The sequence below is a fragment of the Oscillospiraceae bacterium genome (assembly GCA_025757985.1).
Lineage (GTDB): Bacteria > Bacillota > Clostridia > Oscillospirales > Ruminococcaceae > Gemmiger.
In genome coordinates, this window is sequence record CP107210.1 from 2,731,608 (window position 1) to 2,751,492 (window position 19,885).

The 19,885-nt window shown below is 62.9% G+C and carries 15 protein-coding genes; all 15 read left to right on the forward strand.

Features of this window, described 5'->3' with window-relative positions; all coding sequences use genetic code 11:
* Positions 1-30: 30 nt before the first annotated feature.
* The 15 genes from trmFO (at position 31) to OGM67_13015 (ending at position 19,849) form a co-directional block, all read left to right on the forward strand.
* Positions 31-1,344, forward strand: coding sequence for a methylenetetrahydrofolate--tRNA-(uracil(54)-C(5))-methyltransferase (FADH(2)-oxidizing) TrmFO (gene trmFO, locus OGM67_12945; protein UYJ34452.1), 1,314 nt, complete (start codon positions 31-33; stop codon positions 1,342-1,344).
* Positions 1,341-2,366, forward strand: a complete 1,026-nt coding sequence (gene plsX / locus OGM67_12950; GenBank protein UYJ34453.1) for a phosphate acyltransferase PlsX — start codon at positions 1,341-1,343, stop codon at positions 2,364-2,366. Before trmFO ends, plsX begins: the two co-directional genes overlap by 4 nt.
* Positions 2,367-2,502: 136 nt before the next feature.
* Positions 2,503-3,168: a ribonuclease III gene (gene rnc, locus OGM67_12955; GenBank protein UYJ34454.1), complete on the forward strand. Its 666-nt coding sequence runs from the start codon at positions 2,503-2,505 to the stop codon at positions 3,166-3,168.
* A gap of 150 nt (positions 3,169-3,318) precedes the next feature.
* Positions 3,319-6,876: a chromosome segregation protein SMC gene (gene smc / locus OGM67_12960; protein ID UYJ34455.1), complete on the forward strand. Its 3,558-nt coding sequence runs from the start codon at positions 3,319-3,321 to the stop codon at positions 6,874-6,876.
* A gap of 134 nt (positions 6,877-7,010) precedes the next feature.
* Complete coding sequence (ftsY, locus tag OGM67_12965; GenBank protein ID UYJ34456.1) at positions 7,011-8,012, forward strand: signal recognition particle-docking protein FtsY; 1,002 nt, start codon at positions 7,011-7,013, stop codon at positions 8,010-8,012.
* A complete protein-coding gene (rdgB, locus tag OGM67_12970) occupies positions 8,009-8,638 on the forward strand; it encodes an RdgB/HAM1 family non-canonical purine NTP pyrophosphatase (protein ID UYJ34457.1) in 630 nt (209 codons plus the stop codon). Before ftsY ends, rdgB begins: the two co-directional genes overlap by 4 nt.
* 331 nt (positions 8,639-8,969) lie before the next feature.
* On the forward strand, positions 8,970-9,272 hold the full coding sequence (locus OGM67_12975) for a YhbY family RNA-binding protein (GenBank protein UYJ34458.1): 303 nt from the start codon (positions 8,970-8,972) through the stop codon (positions 9,270-9,272).
* Positions 9,269-9,868: a nicotinate (nicotinamide) nucleotide adenylyltransferase gene (gene nadD / locus OGM67_12980; GenBank protein ID UYJ34459.1), complete on the forward strand. Its 600-nt coding sequence runs from the start codon at positions 9,269-9,271 to the stop codon at positions 9,866-9,868. The genes OGM67_12975 and nadD overlap by 4 nt, the downstream gene beginning before the upstream one ends.
* 129 nt (positions 9,869-9,997) lie before the next feature.
* Entirely contained in the window at positions 9,998-10,564 is a 567-nt protein-coding gene (yqeK, locus tag OGM67_12985; GenBank protein UYJ34460.1) for a bis(5'-nucleosyl)-tetraphosphatase (symmetrical) YqeK, read from the forward strand.
* Between the two features lie 26 nt (positions 10,565-10,590).
* Complete coding sequence (locus OGM67_12990) at positions 10,591-12,513, forward strand: LCP family protein (protein ID UYJ34461.1); 1,923 nt, start codon at positions 10,591-10,593, stop codon at positions 12,511-12,513.
* Between the two features lie 22 nt (positions 12,514-12,535).
* Positions 12,536-12,910, forward strand: coding sequence for a ribosome silencing factor (gene rsfS / locus OGM67_12995; protein UYJ34462.1), 375 nt, complete (start codon positions 12,536-12,538; stop codon positions 12,908-12,910).
* A 206-nt stretch (positions 12,911-13,116) separates the two neighbouring features.
* Positions 13,117-15,660: a leucine--tRNA ligase gene (gene leuS, locus OGM67_13000; GenBank protein UYJ34463.1), complete on the forward strand. Its 2,544-nt coding sequence runs from the start codon at positions 13,117-13,119 to the stop codon at positions 15,658-15,660.
* A gap of 292 nt (positions 15,661-15,952) precedes the next feature.
* The gene (locus tag OGM67_13005) at positions 15,953-16,897 is read left to right on the forward strand and encodes a glycosyltransferase family 2 protein (protein UYJ34464.1); all 945 of its coding nucleotides are present in this window, start codon (positions 15,953-15,955) and stop codon (positions 16,895-16,897) included.
* A 3-nt stretch (positions 16,898-16,900) separates the two neighbouring features.
* Positions 16,901-18,466: a glucosyltransferase domain-containing protein gene (locus OGM67_13010; protein ID UYJ34465.1), complete on the forward strand. Its 1,566-nt coding sequence runs from the start codon at positions 16,901-16,903 to the stop codon at positions 18,464-18,466.
* Between the two features lie 6 nt (positions 18,467-18,472).
* Positions 18,473-19,849 (forward strand): MATE family efflux transporter, encoded by a 1,377-nt coding sequence (locus OGM67_13015; GenBank protein ID UYJ36238.1) that lies wholly within the window; start codon positions 18,473-18,475, stop codon positions 19,847-19,849.
* Positions 19,850-19,885: the final 36 nt, after the last annotated feature.

Genomic DNA, 19,885 nt, shown 5'->3' on the forward strand with positions numbered 1-19,885 from the left:
CCGCAAAGGGGAGCCTGAGAGAGGACAAGTATGCAACTTAACATTATCGGTGCCGGTCTGGCCGGGTGCGAGGCGGCACTCTGGCTGGCAGACCGCGGCGTGCAGGTCGAGCTGTACGAGCAGAAGCCTACAAAATATTCCCCGGCCCATAAAAGCGCGGGCTTTGCGGAGCTGATCTGCTCGAACTCGCTGAAGGCCGAGCGCCCCGACTCCGCATCGGGCCTTTTGAAAATCGAGATGAAGCTGCTGGGCAGCCATCTGCTGGACGCGGCCGAGACCGCCCGCGTGGCGGCGGGCGGTGCGCTGGCCGTGGACCGCGATGTGTTTTCCACCGCCGTGACCGAAATGGTGGAAAATCACCCCAACATTACGGTCCGGCGCGAGGAGGTCACGGCGCTGGACGAGCGCGCACCGGTGCTCGTTGCCAGCGGCCCTTTGACTGAGGGTGCGCTGGCGCAGGCGGTCGCAGCGCTGACCGGGGACCACCGGCTCAGCTTTTATGACGCGGTGGCTCCCATCGTGACGGCCGAAAGCCTTGACTATGACAAGGTTTTTGCCGCGTCCCGCTATGGCCGCGGCGAGGCGGACTATCTGAACTGCCCCTTTAATAAGGAGGAGTACGAGAGCTTCCACGCGGCGCTCATCGCCGCCGAGCGCGCACCGCTCCACGACTTTGACGGCGATCTGACCGTCTACGAGGGCTGTATGCCGATCGAGGTCATGGCTGCGCGCGGCGCAGATACGATCCGGTTCGGGCCGCTGCGCCCGGTCGGCCTGCGCGACCCGCGCACCGGCCACCGCCCGTGGGCGGCTGTGCAGCTGCGTGCCGAGAATACGGCCCGCACGCTCTACAACCTTGTCGGGTTCCAGACGAACCTGAAATGGGGCGAGCAGAAGCGGGTGTTCAGCATGATCCCCGGTCTGGAGCACGCCGAGTTTGTGCGGTACGGCGTCATGCACCGCAACACCTTCCTCGAAAGCCCCAGAGTGCTGACAAAGCAGCAGTTTCTGGCCGACCACCCCAATGTGTTTTTCGCCGGGCAGATCACCGGCTTCGAGGGCTATATGGAGAGCGCGGCATCCGGCCTGCTGGCCGCCCGCCAGATCTACGCCCGCTTGCAGGGCCGCGAACTGCCGCCGCCCCCGGCGGCCACGATGTGCGGCTCGCTGCTCGACTATATCACGACCCCGAACAAGGATTTCCAGCCGATGGGTGCGAACATGGGCATACTGCCCCGCACCGAGGAGATCAACGCCATCCGCGACAAGCGGGAGCGCTATATGGCGCTTTCGCAGGCCGCACAGGACGCCATGCATGCATGGACGGAGGAATATAAAGCATGAAAATTTTAGTGGATGCCATGGGCGGTGACAACGCCCCGCTGTGCGTTTTGCAGGGCGCAAGTCAGGCTGCGGCGGAGTTTGGGGACGGCATGACGCTTGCGCTGCTGGGCGAGGAAAAAGCCATCCGCGACTGCGCAAAAGAGAATAAAATTGACCTTGCACCGTTTGAAATCGTCAACTGCACCGAGAATATCGACATGCACGATGACCCGGTCAAGGCTGTGCGCCACAAGAAGGATTCCAGCCTTGTCAAGGGCCTGACCATGCTGAAGAACGGCGAGGCCGATGCCTTTGTCTCCGCCGGCTCCACCGGTGCGCTGCATGTCGGCACCAGTCTCATTGTGCGCACCGTCAAGGGGGTCAAGCGCCCGGCGCTGGCCACCCCGATGCCCGGCGCCAAGCAGAATTTCCTGCTGCTGGACTGCGGCGCGAATGTCGAGTGCCGCCCCGAGATGCTCAACGCCTTCGGCACGATGGGCAGCGTCTACGCCGAAAAGGTCATGGGCCGCGAAACGCCGAAGGTCGCACTCGTCAACAACGGCGCCGAGGACACGAAGGGCACCCCCACCTACCGCGAGGCGCACCAGCTGCTGAAGGCGAACCCCTGCATCCATTTTGCCGGCAACATCGAGCCGCGCTATATCATGGACGGCGAGATCGATGTCGTGGTCTGTGACGGCTTTGTCGGCAATGTGGTCCTCAAGCTGACCGAGGGCGTTGCCAAGACGCTGCTGGGGATGCTGAAAAAGATCTTTTTGCAGAATATCATTACCAAGCTCAGCTATCTGGGCATCAAGGGCGGTCTGGGTGAGCTGAAGCGGATGATGGACTCCGAGGAGGTCGGCGGCGCGCCGCTGCTGGGTGCCGCCAAGCCGGTCATCAAGGCGCACGGCTCCAGCCACGCCAAGGGCATCAAGAACGCCATCCGTCAGGCCAAGCTCTGCGTTGCCAACGACCTGTGCGGCACGATGGAGAAGGCGCTGGGCGAGGTGGCCGCGCAGAAGGAAGAAGCAGACGCTTAAAAGGTAAGCCGCCCTGTAGGGGCCGGACATGTCCGGCCTGCGGCATAAAAAATACCGCCCGTAAAAGGGCAATCGAGATAAGGTTGAGGGCCGGGCATACCCGGCCCCTACGGACCAGCCGGAAAGGTGAAAGAATATGGCTCACAAACCGGAAGAACTGCAGGAGGTCCTGCAGTATACATTCAAAAATCCTGCGCTGCTGCGCATTGCGATGACCCATACCAGCTATGCCAACGAAAGCAAGGTCGCCACGACCCACAATGAGCGGCTGGAATTTCTGGGCGACAGCGTGCTGTCCGTTGTGGTGGCGGACTATCTGTTCCACCAGTCCGGCCGCCCCGAGGGCGAGCTGACCCGGATGCGCGCAAGCCTCGTCAGCGAGGAGGCGCTGTTCCAGTTCGCGCAGGAGATCCACCTCGGCGAGTATCTGCGCCTCGGCCACGGTGAGGATCTCGGCGGCGGGCGCAACCGCCCGAGCGTTGTCTCCGATGCGTTTGAGGCCCTCATCGCCGCGCTGTATCTGGACGGAGGCATGGAGGTCGCGCGCAATTTCATCCTGCCCTTCATCACCGAGGGCAAGACCGCCGAGGACGACTACAAGACCCGCCTGCAGGAGGTCGTCCAGCAGGACCCCTCCGCCGTTTTGAAATACGAGGTCACCGGCGAGACCGGCCCCGACCACAACAAGCAGTTCACCGTCTGCGTCTGGCGCAACGGCGAGCTGCTGGCCGAGGGCAAGGGCCGCAGCAAAAAAGCTGCCGAGCAGCACGCTGCAAAGGTGGCGCTGGAAAAATTGCAGTAATATTGCCGTTTAATGATGCTCTGTAGGGGCCGGGCATGCCCGGCCCGCGGCATAAAAATCGCAGCCCGTTTACGGGTATACAGGGCGGGGTTGAGGGCCGGGCATGCCCGGCCCCTACGACCAGACAGAATCGAAAGGGTACACCACTTCATGCGCCTGAAAGAACTGGAAATCCAAGGCTTTAAATCCTTCCCCGATAAGACAAAGATCGCCATCGGGGAGGGCATCACCGGTGTTGTCGGGCCGAACGGCTCCGGCAAATCGAATATATCCGACTCCATCCGCTGGGTGCTGGGCGAGACCAGCTCCAAGCAGCTGCGCGGCACCGGCAAGATGGAGGATGTCATCTTCGGCGGCACCCAGTCCCGCGGCGCTATGGGGTTTGCCTCTGTCGCACTGACGATCGACAACAGCGACCACGGCCTTGACATGGACGCCGATGAGGTTACGATCGGCCGCCGGTACTACCGCAGCGGCGAGAGTGAATATTCCATCAACGGTCAGAATGTCCGCCTCAAGGATGTGTATGAGCTGCTGCTCGACACCGGCATCGGCCGCGACGGCTACGCCATCGTTGGGCAGGGCCGCATTGCCGAGATCGTCGGTGCCAAATCCGCCGAGCGCCGCGAGATATTTGAGGAGGCGTCCGGCATCGCCAAATACCGCTACCGCAAAAACGAGGCCGAGCGCCGTCTGGCCGCCGCCGAGGGCAACCTCGAGCGTCTGCGCGACATTCTCAGCGAGCTGGAACGGCGGGTCGGCCCGCTCAAGCGGGACAGCGAGAAGGCCCAGCAGTTTCTGGAGCTGAGCGAAAAGCGCAAGGGGCTGGAGATCACCCTCTGGGTGGACGCCATCCGCCGCGCCAATGACGCGCTGCGCGACCAGCAGCGCCGGTACGAGGCCGCCCAGGCTGACTACGACCGCCTGAGCCGCCAGCTGGACGCCTTTGACGAGCAGAGCGCCGCCCTGCGGGAGGAGGCCCAGCAGCTGATGCTGACGGTCGAGCAGGCCAACACCGACATCCGCACCATCACCGAGGCCAACGCCGGCAGCGAGAGTGAGATCGCTGTCCTGAAAAACGAGAGCGAGCACAGCCGCTTCCGCATTGACGAGGCCAACACCGAGCTGGAACGCGCCGGGCAGGGGCGGGAGAGCATCGACCGCGAGGCCGCTGACCACCGCGCCGCCATCGAGGCGCTGCGCACCGGTATGGCCGCGCTGGATGCCCGTGTGGCCGCGCTGCGCGAGGCGCTGCACGCGCTGGAGGAAAAGGCTGCCGCCAGCGGCGAACGGCGCGATGTCATTGACGCCGCCATGGCCCGATTGCAGGACACCGCCACTGCCGCGAAGGTCCGCGCCGCATCGGCCCAGTCGGCGGGGCAGGCCGCCGCCGACCGCCTGACCGAGGCGCGCGCGCAGGCCGAGGCGCTGCAGAACGCCGCCGCCGCCACCGAGGAGGAACGCCGCCGCGCGGAGCGCCGCTTTAAGGACGCCGAGGAGGCCGTGACCCGCAGCGACAACATCAAGGCCGGCTTAAAGCTCAAGCTGGACAGCCGCCGCCGCCAGCAGGCGGACGCCGCCGAGGCCCTGCAGAAGGCCGACCGCGAAAAATCTGCCGCCGCCCAGCGCATCCATATCCTTGAGGACTTGGAGCGCAACATGGACGGCTACCAGCAGAGCGTCAAGTCGGTCATGCGGGCGGCCGGGGCAGGCCGCCTGCGGGGCGTCATCGGCCCTGTGGCCGGTATCCTCACGGTCGAAAAGGGCTACGAGACCGCCATCGAGACCGCACTCGGCTTTGCGCTGCAGAACATCGTGGTCGAGGATCAGGGCTGTGCCCGCGCCGCCATCGGCTTTTTGAAGGATGAGCGCGCCGGGCGCGCCACCTTCCTGCCGCTGGACACCGTGCAGGGCACCCGCTTTACGGGCCGCTTGACCGGCACGGCAGAGGTTGCTGCCGACCTTGTCAAAGCAGACCCGAAATATCAGCATATCATCGACAATCTTCTCGGCCGCATCATCGTGGTCGAGGATCTGACCGAGGCGTCCGCCGTGGCGCGCAGCCTAGGCTACCGCAACCGCATCGTCACGCTGGACGGACAGGTCATCAACGCCGGCGGCTCCTTCACCGGCGGCTCCACTGCCCGCAGTGTCGGCGTGTTCAGCCGCAAGCAGGAGCTGGACGAGCTGCGCAGCAGGCTGACTAAGCTGGAAGCCCGCCGCGCCGAGGCCGAAAAGGAGCTGGCCGCCCGCAAGGCGGAGGTCGATAACCTCTCCGCCCAGCTGGCCGGTGCCGAGGGCGAGGGCATGAACGCCGCGACCGAGCATGTCCGCGCCGGGCTGGAGGTGGAGCGCCTGACAAAGGCCACCGCCCAGAACGAGGAGACGGCCCGCAATATTGAGCAGGAGATCGCCGCCCAGCAGGCCGCCGTGACCCAGAACGAGGCCACCCGCGCCGAGGCTGAAAAGACACAGGCCGACGCCGAAGCCGAGATGGCAAAGTACACCGCTGAGCTGGCAGCACTGGGCGAAAGCACCGGCAGCCTGACTGCCGAGCGGGAGCACATCACGACAGAGCTGTCCGAAAAGCAGCTGCAGCGTCTGGCCGATGAAAAGGACATCGGCCTGCACGAGGCTGCGCTGCAGGGCCTGCAGAGCCGCACTGGCGAGGCCGATGCCCGCGCCCGCGAGCTGCAGACCGTTATTGAGGCTGCTAAGGCAAAGATCGAGGCCAACGCCCTGAAAATTGCCGAGATGGAGCGCACCCGCGGCGACAACCTGCAGAAAATTGCGGCGGCCGAGCAGACCATCCGCACCGCAAACGCGGCCCGCATGGAGAAGGAGGCCGCTGTTGAAAAGCTGAACCGCGACAATCGCGCCCTGACCGATGAGCGCGAGCGGATGAGCGGCGAGATGGCCCGTCTGGCCGAGCGCCGCACCGCCGCCGAGACCGAGCTGAACGATACCAACAGCAAGCTGTGGGAGGAGTACCAGCTGACCGAGGGTGAGGCCCGCAGCCATTGCGTACCGTTTGAGAGCCTGACCGAGCTGCGCCGCAGCGTGGCCGAGGTCCGCAGCAAGATCCGCGGTCTGGGCAATGTCAATGTGGGCGCCATCGACGAGTACAAGGAGGTCAAGGAGCGCTACGACTTCCTGAAGGCGCAGGTCACCGATGTCGAAAAGGCAAAGTCCGAGCTGACAAAGATGATTGCCGAGCTGTGCAGCGAGATGGAGGAGCTGTTTACAACAAGCTTCAAGCAGATCAACACCCACTTCCAGCAGATCTTCAAGGAGCTGTTCGGCGGCGGACATGCGCGGCTGTATCTGTCGGACGAGGCGAATGTGCTGGAATCCGGCATCGAGATCGAGGTCTCGCCCCCCGGCAAGGTCATCAAGAATCTGAGCGCGCTTTCCGGCGGCGAGCAGGCGCTGGTCGCAATTTCGATCTACTTCGCCATTCTGAGTGTCAACCCGGCACCGTTCTGCTTCCTTGATGAGATCGAGGCGGCGCTGGACGATGTGAATGTGGCGCGCTACGCGCAGTATCTGCGCCGCATGACCGATAACACCCAGTTTATCGTCATCACCCACCGCCGCGGCACAATGGAGGCCGCCGATGTCCTCTACGGCGTCACGATGCAGGAGGACGGCGTCTCCAAGATTTTGCGCCTTGATCTGGATAAGGTGAACGCGGAGCTGATTACCTGATGGCATGTAGGGGCCGGGCATGCCCGGCCCGCCACATAAATACGACCACCCGCCAATGGGAAGCCACACAAACCCGCAGGCCGGACATATCCGGCCCCTACGGGGCGGCAAATCAAAAGTAAGGAGGGCCAGCTATGGGCTTTTTCAACTTTTTCAAACGCGATATTACGGAAGAGGAGTTTCAGGAGCAGCAAAAGGTCAAGCGCGGTCTGGAAAAGACCCGCACCGGCTTTTTCCAGAGCATCGTCAATACGCTGACCAACGCGCAGATCGATGATGACCTGTATGACCGGCTGGAGGAGCAGCTCATTCTGGCCGATGTCGGCCCCGCCTGCGCCGTGCGCCTTGTGGATGAGCTGCACGATCAGGTCGAGGAAAAGCACCTCAAGACCGGGCAGGAGGCGCTGGACGCCCTGCGCGGCATCATCTGTCAGGAGCTGACCCCCCGCTACCCGATGGAACTGGACGGCAAGCCCGCTGTCATTCTGGTCATCGGCGTCAACGGTGTGGGCAAGACGACCACGATCGCCAAGCTGGCAAGCCTGTACAAAAAGCAGGGCCGCCGCGTCATGCTGGCAGCGGGCGATACCTTCCGCGCTGCCGCCAGTGAGCAGCTGGAGCTTTGGGCCGAGCGGGCGGAGGTGCCGCTGGTGCAGGCCGGCATGGGCGCCGACCCGGCCGCCGTCATTTTTGACGCCGTCAAGAGCGCCACGGCCCGCGGCTATGACATGGTCATTGCCGACACCGCAGGCCGCCTGCACAACAAAAAGGGCCTGATGGACGAGCTGTCCAAGATCTCCCGCAGCGTCAAAAAGGCCAGCCCCGAGGCCAGTCTGGAGGTGCTGCTGGTGCTGGACGCCATCACCGGCCAGAACGCCATCAGTCAGGCACATGAGTTCTGCCGCGCTGCCAGCGCCACCGGCGTGGTGCTGACCAAGCTGGACGGCACACCGCGCGGCGGCTGTGCGGTCTCCGTCTGGGAGAACCTCGGCCTGCCGATCCGGTTCATCGGTGTGGGTGAAAAAATCGACGATCTGATGGAGTTTGACGCCCAGACCTTTGTCGAGAGCCTGCTGCCGGAATCGGCTTTGCAGAAGGAAGAAAAGGCCGATAACACAGAGGAGGGCGAAGCATGATCGTCTGCGCTGCAAGCAACAATACCGGCAAGCTGAAGGAACTGCGCCGCATTCTGGAGCGGATGGGCCATGAGGTCAAAAGCCTGCGGGAGCTGGGCATCACGCTCGACCCCGAGGAAACCGGCACGACCTTTGCCGAAAATGCACGCATCAAGGCCGAGGCCTTCTGCAAGGCCAGCGGCCTGCCCACCGTGGCGGACGATTCGGGCCTTTGCACCGATGCATTGAACGGTGCGCCCGGCGTTTACAGCGCCCGCTATGCCGGGCACCACGGCGATGACGATGCCAACAACGAAAAGCTGCTGCGCGAGATGGCCGATGTGCCGGAAGGGCAGCGCGGCGCAAGGTTTGTGTCCGCCGTCTGCTTTATGCTGCCGGACGGCCGTGCGCTCGAGGTCGAGGGCGAGTGCCCGGGGCGCATTGCGTTCAGCTTGCAGAACGGGGACTACGGCTTTGGCTATGACCCGCTGTTTATCCCCGATGCATACGGCACGCCCGATGGCTGCCGCCCCAATACCGAGGGCTGCAGCTATGCCCAGCTGACCCCGGCGGAAAAGGACGCCATCAGCCATAGAGGCCGTGCAATGGAGAAGCTGGCAGAAAAGCTGCCCGAATTTTTGGGATAACAGCCTTCCCCCTTTGGGGGGAAGGTGGCCGAGGCCCCGACCGAGGCCGGATGAGGGGCGGCCTTGCGGCGAGTACCCGTGAGCGGGAGGCTGCCGTGGACTCTGCCCTCATCAGTCGCCTGCGGGCGGCAGCTTCAGTCTCCGCGCTAAGAGCCGCCTCCGGCGGTTGCGCTCCGACACGCGCCTGCGGGCGCAGCCCCTCGGGGGAAGCCTCTTGAAGCCTTCCCCCTTTGGGGGAAGGTGGCCCCGCAGGGCCGGATGAGGGGGCACCACACGCTGCCGCCCTACAAAAAATACATACAATATACAATAATAAAAAAGGAGCACCCTTATGGCACTTACCAGCAAACAGCGCGCTGCACTGCGCGGCGCAGCCAACACCATGGACCCCGTTTACCAGATCGGCAAGGGCGAGATCGACGATACCCTCAAGCAGGGCATCGCAGACTGCATCGCCGCCCGCGAGCTGATCAAGGTCAAGGTGCTGGAAAACAGCGAGTACGACCCCCGCGAGGCCGCCGACATCCTGTGCGAGGCACTGGACTGCGACTGCGTGCAGGTCATCGGCCGCAAGTTCGTCCTTTTTAAGCAAAAGAAAAAGGAGAGCGCCTACGCCGCCCTGCTCGCAAAATGAAAATCATGCTCTACGGCGGGACCTTTGACCCGCCCCACAACGGCCATATAAACAACCTGCGCGCGGCGCTGGCGCTGGTGCGGCCGGACCGCGCCATCGTCATGCCGGCCGGCACGCCGCCCCACAAGCAGGCCAGCACCACCCCGGCGGCGCTGCGTCTGCAAATGTGTGCCTGCTTTACGGCGCTTTCCCCCGTGGTGGAGGTCAGCGACTGGGAGATACGCCGGGGTGGGCGCAGCTACACCGTACACACGCTGGAATGGCTGCGCAGCTGCGACCCGGCGGCGGAGCTGTACCTTTGTGTCGGCAGCGATATGCTGCTGACCTTTACCCAGTGGTACCGCTGGCAGGATATGCTCAGCATGGCAGCCCTTGTGGTGGAAAGCCGCACCGGCACCGATGAAGCCGCCCTGCACGCCGCCGCAGCAGCGCTGGAGCAGGCCGGCGGCCGCGTCCTGTTTGCCGAGGCCGAGAGCTACCCCTGCGCATCCAGCGACATCCGCAGCGGAAAGCTCCCGCCGGAAAAGTGGCCGGAGGTCCTGCCGCAGGAGGCGCTGGCGGTTATCCGCCAAAACCGGCTTTACGGCAGCTTGTAGCACTGTAGGGGCCGGGTATGCCCGGCCCTCCGCATAAAAGCTGCTGGCCGTTCAAGGGCAGGTAAGGCAAGGTTGAGGGCCGGACATGTCCGGCCCCTACAGCCCGGTTCAGAGAGGAAAATGTATAGCATGGATTACGCCGAAGCCAAGAAGCTTGTGAAGTCCAGATTGAGTGAAAAGCGCTGGACGCACACGAAAAATGTAAAAAAAATGGCGGTAAAGCTTGCCAAGCGCTGGGGGGCAGACCCGGAAAAGGCCGCTATGGCGGCAATTTTGCATGATTCCGCCAAGGAACTGCCCAAGCAGGAGTTGTTGCAGATTTTTGCCGATAATGCTATAATAGCAGAAAATGCCCCCGCACGCCCTGCGCCGGTATGGCACGGCATCGCCGCAGCGATCCTTGCCCAGACCTGCTGGGGCATCGAGGACCCGGAAATTTTGTCCGCAATCCGCTGCCATACCACCGGCAAGCCGGATATGTCGCTGCAGGACAAGATCCTTTATCTGGCCGATATGACCAGCGCTGAGCGCGACTGGCCCGGCGTAGAGACGCTGCGTGCGCTGGAGATGGAGGACCTTGACCGTGCCCTGTGCGAGGCCCTGAAGCAGAGCATTGATTTTGTCGAAGAAAAGGGCGGCGCGCTGGACCCTGAGAGCGTGGCTGCCTATGAGTATGCAAAAGCACATCTGAAGTAATACTCCAGAAACAGGGAGGAAAAACCATGAGCGAACCGCGTAAGCTGTATACCGGCAGTGCCTCCGGCGGGCTGGATCAGGAGCAGTATGAGGCTGCCCGCCGCCGCGCCCAGCAGTTGGCCGAACAGAACGCCCGCCGCCGCACGGTGCAGCAGCCGATGCGCACGGCCCAGGGCCGCCACATCAGTCAGCGCCCGGCGGCCCAGCCTGCACCGCAACCGGTGCAGGAACCCGTACAGGAGCCGGTACAGCAGCCTGCCCCCCAGCCGGAGGCCCCGCGTGAGCTGACCTATGCCCAGCGTCAGGCCATGGCCTACCGCGCTGCGGCTGAGCGCAAATACGGCGATACCCTGCAGTTTCAGGTGCAGCGCCCCCGCCGCACGGTCAACCGCCCGGCCGATGCCGAGCAGCAGGCCCGGCAGGCCGCTAACCGCCTGTATGAGCAGCCCGCAGACCGGAAGCCCGCCGCCGCGCCCCGCACGCAGGTGCGCCAGATGGACCTGAACGGGGTACAGGGCAGCAAGCCGATGTACAACTACGATGCAGCCGCAGGCGGCATCCAGATGGAGGAGGCTGCCGCGCAGCCCCGCCGCGCCCCGCACACCGAGGCCCCGCAGGTGGCCCGCAAGCCCAAGACCGCCGCAGGCGGCAGCGGCGGCGGCCATAAGCCCCCGCGCAGCCATGACGCAGCCGAAGCCCCGCGCAAGGGTAAGACCGGCGGCAAAAAGAGCGGCAAAAAAGGCGGCGATGGAAAGGGCGGCAAGAAAAAGAAGCGGATCCGCTGGTGGCAGATCCTGCTCATCACGCTGCTGGTCATCGCGCTGATCTTCGGCGGCGCGTTCGCCCTCATCATGGGGGCCATCACCCCGGAGGGCGGCAACATCAAGCTTAATCAGCTCATCAACACCCCCAAGGAGTTCCAGGGCAAGGAATTCAATGTTCTTGTCACCGGCGTTGACCGCTCAAGCACCGGGGCGCTGGCCGCAGGCTCGGCCAATGACTCCAATGTCAATGACGGCATGACCGATATGATCCTCTATGTCCATTTCAACAATGAGACAGGCGAGATGAAGATGCTGCAGATCCCCCGCGACACAATGGTCACGACCGACACAAGTGTCTCGGGCAACTACCGCATCAACGGCGTGGCCAAGACGCAGGGCAGCGATAGCAACAACAATATGGCCGCCCTCTGTGAGCTGGTGGCCGACCAGTACCAGATCCCGATCGACGGCTTTATCACGATCCGCCTTGAAATGCTGACCGAGCTGGTCGATCTGTTCGGCGGCGTGGAGATCTATGTCCCGATGGAGATGGGCTATGAAGGCAGCCATCTGAATCAGGGCTACCAGACGCTCAAGGGCGATGCCTGCGAGTTCCTGCTGCGCGCACGCCATGTCTACCCGAACGGCGACATCGGCCGCCTGAACATGCAGCGCCAGTTCTATGCCGCACTGTTCCGCAAGCTCAAGAGCATCGGCAACATTTGGGATGTGGCCAAGCTGACCCCCGCTGTGCTGAATTATATGGAGACGAACCTCAGCGCGTCTGACCTTATCAGCTTTGCCATCAGTATGCTGAAAATTGATTCCAGCAAGATCATGATCTGCCAGATGCCGGTCATCAGCGGTCCTAAGTACAACAAGCAGGATCTGCTCTACCCGGCGCGTCAGGCGGACGCGGATCTGCTGAACCAGTATTTCCGCGAGAATACCGGCCCCGTGGACGCCAGCGCCTTGAACCTGTGCGACAATGCCGTGGATGTCTCCGGCTATGCGGCCACCGACCCGAACATCCAGTGGATGGGCAGCCTGATGTCGGAGGCCGACCAGGCGCAGAAGGACGAGAATCTGGACGGCTCGAATCAGGTCACGGATGTCATGGCGTCCGAGTCCGCCGCTGAAAGCGAAAGCGAGAGCACCGAGGCCGAAAGCCAGCCCGCAGCGTAATTTATACTAGGAGAGTTACTTTATGGAAAGCAAAGAACTTGCCATTCGTCTGGCCCGTGCGCTGGACGCCAAGAAGGCCGTCAACGTCCATATTTTGGCGGTTGAGGACCTGACCACCGTTACGGAATATTTTGTCATTGCCACCGGTATGTCTACCACCCATGTCGGCGCTCTGGCCGATGAGGCCGAGTTCCAGCTGGACCGCGAGGGCGTCAAGGTCCTGCGCACCGAGGGGCACGATGGCAAGCGCTGGGTGCTGCTGGACTACGGCAGCGTCATCGTCCATGTCTTTACCCAAGAGGCCCACGACTACTACGATCTGGAGCATCTCTGGGCCGACGCCAAGCCCGTGCCCGCCAGTGAGTGGATGGCGGACGAAAGTGCGGACGAGCAGTAAAAATGCGGAATGGCTTCCCCCTCGGGGGAAGCTGTCAGCGGCCCCGACCGCTGACTGATGAGGGGCGTCTTTGCCGCGGCAGCCTATAAACGGGCAGCGGCGGCACACACGCCCCTCATCCGGCCCTGCGGGGCCACCTTCCCCCCAAGGGGAAGGCTTTAAGAAGGTTACGACCCATCTAAAATTCATCTGTGGGGAGAAGAATTATGAAATACGACTTTAAAACCGTTGAGGCCAAATGGCAGAAGGTGTGGGCGGACGAAAAGACCTTCCATGCGGAGATCGACCATTCCAAGCCTAAATTCTATGCACTGGTCGAGTTCCCGTACCCGTCTGCGGCCGGCCTGCATGTCGGCCATCCGCGCAGCTACACCGCACTGGACATCGTTGCGCGCAAAAAGCGTCAGTGCGGCTATAACGTCCTGTACCCCATGGGCTGGGACGCCTTCGGCCTGCCGACCGAGAACTACGCCCTGAAGAACCACATCAACCCCGAGATCGTCACCGCCCAGAATGTGGCCCGCTTCAAGAGCCAGCTGCAGGCGCTGGGCCTCTCCTTCGACTGGGACCGTGAGATCAACACCACCGACCCCGAGTATTACAAGTGGACCCAGTGGATCTTCATCCAGCTGTTCAAAAAGGGTCTGGCCTACAAGAAGGAGACCACCGTCAACTACTGCACCGGCTGCAAAGTCGTTCTGGCCAACGAGGAGGTCGTCAACGGCGTCTGCGAGCGCTGCGGCAGCCCCGTTGTGCAGAAGAACAAGAGCCAGTGGATGCTGAAGATCACCGCCTACGCCGACCGCCTGATCGACGATCTGGACGAGGTGGACTACATCGACCGCGTCAAGACCCAGCAGCGCAACTGGATCGGCCGCAGCCACGGCGCCGAGATCAACTTTGCCACCACCGCCGGTGATACCCTGACTGTCTACACCACCCGCGCGGATACGCTGTTCGGCGCGACCTACATGGTCATCAGCCCCGAGCACGCCTTCATCAAGAAGTGGGTTGATGCGGGTCTCATCAAGAACGCCGACGCCGTTGCCGCCTATCAGGAGGAGGCCGCCCGCAAGTCTGACTTCGAGCGCACCGAGCTGAATAAGGACAAGACCGGCGTCGTCATCGAGGGCGTCAAGGGCATCAACCCCGTCAACGGCAAGGAGATCCCCATCTTTATCTCCGACTATGTTCTGGCCACCTACGGCACCGGCGCCATCATGGCCGTGCCTGCCCACGACACCCGCGACTGGGAGTTTGCCAAGAAGTTCGGTCTGCCCATCATCGAGGTCGTCAAGGGCAATACCCCCAGTGACCTTGACAAGGAGGCGTTCACCGATGTGGCCACCGGCACGCTGGTCAATTCTGATTTCCTGAACGGCCTGTCTGTCGAGGACGCCAAGAATAAGATGTACGCATGGCTGGAGGAGAACGGCAAGGGCCACAAGCAGGTCAACTTCAAGCTGCGCGACTGGGTGTTCAGCCGCCAGCGCTACTGGGGCGAGCCTATCCCCATGGTCTACTGCGAGAAGTGCGGCTGGGTGCCCCTGCCCGAGAGCGAGCTGCCCCTGCGCCTGCCCGAGATCGAGGACTTTGAGCCGGGCGAGAACGGCGAAAGCCCGCTGGCCCGCCACACCGAGTGGGTCAACACCACCTGCCCGTGCTGCGGTGCCCCCGCCAAGCGCGAGACTGACACGATGCCCCAGTGGGCCGGCTCGAGCTGGTACTTCCTGCGCTACTGCGACCCCCACAACAAGGAGGCGCTGGCCAGCAAGGAGGCGCTCGAGTATTGGAGCCCCGTGGACTGGTACAACGGCGGCATGGAGCATACCACCCTGCACCTGCTGTACAGCCGTTTCTGGCATAAATTCCTGTATGACCTCGGCGTAGTGCCCACCAAGGAGCCGTACCAGAAGCGTACCTCCCACGGCATGATCCTGGGCCTGAACCCCCATGCGTTTGAGAACCAGCCCGATGCCGAGCGCAAGCGCCTGCTGGCTGAGTACGGCGATGAGAAGGGCGCCCGCAAGGCCCTTGTCGAGAAGTACGGCGAGATGGCCGAGCACCCGATCGTCAAGATGTCGAAGTCCTTGGGCAATGTCGTCAACCCCGACGATGTCGTGGCCGAGTACGGTGCCGACACGCTGCGCCTGTATGAGATGTTCATCGGCGACTTTGAGAAGGCCGCCCCGTGGAACACCTCCTCCATCAAGGGCTGCAAGCGCTTCCTCGATAAGATCTGGTCGATGAGCGAGAAGCTTGTCCCCGGCGAGGGCGTGCGCCCTGAATTGGAAGCCGTTGCCAACCGCACCATCAAGAAGGTCGGCGAGGACATTGACGCCCTCAAGGCCAACACGGCCATTGCCCAGCTGATGATTTATGTCAACGCGCTGAGCGATCAGGGGGGTGCGAACAAGGCCGAGTACGAGCTGCTGCTGCAGCTGCTGAACCCGTTTGCCCCCCACATGACCGAGGAGCTGTGGCAGCAGCTGGGCCACACTGAGCAGCTGGCCTACTACCCGTGGCCTGCCTACGATGAGGCCAAGTGCGTTGAGCAGACCATCGAGATCGCCGTGCAGGTCAACGGCAAGGTCAAGGCCCGCATCAAGGTGCCCGCCGCCATCGAGAACGCGGACGCCATCGCCGCCGCCAAGGCCGAGCCCGCCGTAGCCGAGGCCATCGCCGGCAAGACCATTGCCAAGGAGATCTACGTCAAGGGCAAGCTGGTCAATATCGCGGTCAAAGGCTGATTTTTAGCACGAACCCAAGGCAGAGCGAAAGCTCTGCCTTTTTTGTGTTGCAGAAGCCATTCCGTCAGAGCGGCTTCCCCTTTTAGGGGAAGCTGTCAGCGGCCCTGACCGCTGACTGATGAGGGGCGGCCTTGCCTTGCAACCCGCTACTGGGTGACTGCGGCACACGCGCCCCTCATCCGGCCTTGCGGGGCCAAGGCTTTATAAACCCCGCCACATCCATTGTTTACAAACCCGCCAAACTACGCTATAATAAAACCAACAAATACTTTGACGAAAGCAGGTCCACACCATGCTCATCAGTTTGATCGTACCCTGTTACAATGAAGAAGAAGCGATGCCGCTTTTTTATAAAGAAGCCTCCCGCGTGGCGGCGGAGATGAAAGCCAGCCACGGCGCGGATTTTGAGTTCATCTTTGTGGATGACGGCTCCCGCGACGGTACGCTGCGTGTGGCCCGCGAGCTCCACGCGCAGGACCCCCGCGTGCGGTATGTCTCGTTCAGCCGCAACTTTGGTAAGGAGGCCGGCATCTACGCCGGCCTGCAGGCGGCCAGAGGCGATTATGTCGCCACGATGGACGCCGATCTGCAGGACCCGCCTGCGCTGCTGCCGCAGATGCTGGACACGCTGCTGACCGGCGAATACGACTGCGCCGCCACCCGCCGCACGACCCGCAAGGGCGAGCCGCCGCTGCGCAGCTGGTTTGCCCGCAAGTTTTACCAGATCATCAACAAGATGTCTGATACGGAGATCGTTGATGGTGCGCGTGATTTCCGCCTGATGAGCCGCAAGATGACCGATGCCGTGCTGAGCATGGCCGAGTACAACCGGTTCAGCAAGGGCATTTTCAGCTGGGTCGGCTTTAAGACCAAATGGTTCGACTACGAGAACATCGAGCGCGTGGCCGGCACGACTAAGTGGAATTTCTGGGGCCTGTTCAAATACTCCATCGAGGGTATTGTCGGCTTCTCGACCACGCCGCTGCTGATGGCGGCGGGCGTGGGCGTTCTGTTCTGCCTGCTGGCGTTCATCGGCATTATTTTTGTCATCGTCCGGGCGCTGATGTTCGGCGACCCGACCTCCGGCTGGCCGAGCCTTGTCTGCATCATTCTGCTGTGCAGCGGCGTCCAGCTGTTCTGCACCGGCATCGTCGGCGAGTATCTGGCCAAAACCTACTTAGAGGTCAAGCACCGTCCTATCTACATCGTGGCCGAGACCGAAGAGGATAAAAAATAAACGATGGACTGGCAGAAAAAAGTAAGCCTGTGGTGGGCCAAAAACTTCCGCCCGCTGGTCGTGGCGCTGCTGGTCGGCTGCGGCGTACATTACACGATCTACGCTAACCAGCTGGGCACGATGGATGCCGTACACATCGGCGCACTGTACATTGCCGACGGCTGGCCCGAGCACCTGTATTGGGAAACCGAGCAGGGCCGTTGGGCACTGCGCCTGGTGGATATGCTGCGCGGCGGCATCAACCAGCCTGCACTTTCTGCATTGCTGATGCTGTTCCTCTACGCGCTGGCGGGTGTGCTGCTGACGGATTTGTTCGGCGTGCGCAGCCGCACGGCAAAATATCTGATTCCCCTCACGCTGGTCTGTGCGCCCTATGTGGCGGAGATCGAGTTTTTCCACTATTGCAGCGTGTCCTATGCGCTGTCCTTCCTGCTGGCTGTGCTGGCGGTGCAGTCCGCTGTCTGCGGTGTACGCTTTGCCTGGCTGGCGGGCACGGTCTGTATGGCGTTCTCGCTGGGTATGTACCAGGCCAACCTGGGTACGGCGGCAGGATTGTGCGTCATGCTGCTGATTCTGTCGGTTCTGCGCCGCCCCGGCGCGTGGAAAGCCACCGGCCTGACCGCTCTGCGCATGGTGCTGATGGGCGGCAGCGGCGCGGTGCTGTATATGCTGATTTTAAAGGTGTTCCTGCGGCTGTACGATGTGGGCCTGTCCGGTGTGAATGGCATCAACGCTGTGGGGCTGGACACGCTGCGCAGTCTGCCGCTGGGCCTGAAAAACGCCTACTTTGATTTTTACGCCTACTTCTTCACCCACGGCATTGCCCAAAACCACTATGGGCAGATCGCAGGCTACCTGCTGCTGTTTGTGCTGGCGGCACTGGCCGGGCTGCGGTGGCTCGTCGTGCTGCATGACCGCAAGGCCGCCGCTGCGGCGGTGGTACTGGTGGCCCTGCTGCCCGCCGCAGCCAATGTGACCGACGTTATCAACACCGGGGCCACTGTGGCGCTGCGGATGGCGGGCTCGCTGGCCATCGTGGTACCGTTTGCCATCGCCGTGATCGACGCGGCTCCCGCGTTGACGGAACGGGCACTCTCCTGGGGGATGGCGCTCTGCACGGCGTTCTGTGCGGTGCTGCTGCGTGGGTTTGCCGTGCAGGTCAACAACGATGCGGCGGTCATGCTGAAACAAAAGACCACCGTTGTGAACCTCGCCAACCGCCTGTGTACCCGGCTGGAAGAAAACGCCGACTACCAGAACGGCGCCGAGGTCGTGATCCTGGGCGAGCCGAAGCGCGGCGCGTACCCGGAGGAATCCCCGCTCAAGCCTATGGCCGGGGAATTGGCGCAGTTCGGCCCGCTCTCCTACGACCCGACGTTCAACGCCCACGGCTGGTATGTGCTGGTGTGGGACGAGCTGGGCGTCCAGCTCAACGAATGCGCGGACGAGACTGTCCGCGTCATCAGCAATTCCGACGCGTTCAAGGCCATGCCCAACTACCCGGCAGATGGCTGTATCCAGACCATCGACGGCGTTGTCACGCTGAAGGTGGCAGATTTTCCGTTTTGAGAGCTGATAATGATGCGTGATATGACCAAGGGTGCCCCGCTGGGGCACCTCTTTCTGTATGCGGTGCCGCTGCTGCTGGGGAACTGGCTGCAGCTGGCGTACAATGCGGTGGATTCCATCATCGCGGGGCGGTTCATCGGGCAGGATGCTCTGGCCGCCGAGGGTGTGGCAGGGCCGGTCATGAACCTTGTGATCCTTGCAATCAGCGGCCTGTGCATCGGCGCGGGCGTGCTGATGAGTGAGGCGTTCGGGGCCAAACGAACCGACCGGCTGAAAGAAACGCTGGCCACAACGCTGCTGTTCGGCGCCCTGCTCTGCTGCGGTGCGGCTGCGGCGGGCTGTCTGCTGACGCCGTGGATACTGCGGGCAACGGCCGTGCCGTCATCGATTTTTGAGATCACGGGTGTCTACCTGCGCATCACATTTCTGGGTGCGCCGTTCACCTTCTTCTATAACGCGCTCGCGGCGGGGCTGAAAAGTGTGGGCGACAGCAAAACGCCGCTGAAATTCCTTGCGTTCTCGGCAGTGCTGAATGCCGTGCTGGATTTCGTCCTGATCGGCGGGCTGGGCTTCGGCATCGTGTGCAGTGCGGTCACGACCGTGGTGGCCGAGGCTGCCAGCGCCGTGATGGCCGCTGTTTACATGGCCTGCCGCGTGCCGGAGCTTTGCCCCGAGCGCGGCCAGTGGCGCATCCGCCGCGCACTGCTCGGCCCGATCCTGCGCTACGGCTCGGTGACGGCCCTGCAGCAGGCGGTGCAGCCGATCTGCAAGGTGTTGATCCAGGGGCAGGTCAACGCGCTGGGCGTTGGCTCCATCGCGGCGTTCAACGCGGTGACGCGGGTGGATGATTTCGCTTTCACGCCGGAGCAGAGCATCGCCACGGCCATCACGACCTACATTGCGCAGAACCGCGGCGCAAGGCAGCCTGAACGCATCCGCCGCGGCTTTGCGGTGGGGCTGCGGCTTGAGCTGGGCTACTGGCTGCTGGTGGGCTGCGTGACGCTGACGCTGCGCCGGCCGATCCTCTCGCTGTTTGTGGCGGGGGAGGGCGCGGACGAGGTCATTGCATTGGGCAGCCGCTACCTTGGGTATATGGCGCTGCTCTACGCGCTGCCCGCCCTGACGAACAGCCTGCAGGGCTTTTACCGCGGCATGGGCAAGATGACGACCACCCTGGTCGGCACCTGCCTGCAGGCGGGTCTGCGGGCCGCTGCGGCCGCTGTGCTGGCCCCGCGCGTGGGGCTGCCGGGCATCGCCTTTGCCTGCGCCTTCGGCTGGTGCGTCATGCTGGCCTTTGAGGTTCCGTACTATTTTTGGACATGTAAAAAGCAAAATTTGAAAAAGGCTTCTCCCATGGGAGAAGCTGTCCGCGAAGCGGGCTGATGAGGGGCGGCGCTGCCGGTATTGTCCATTTGCCGG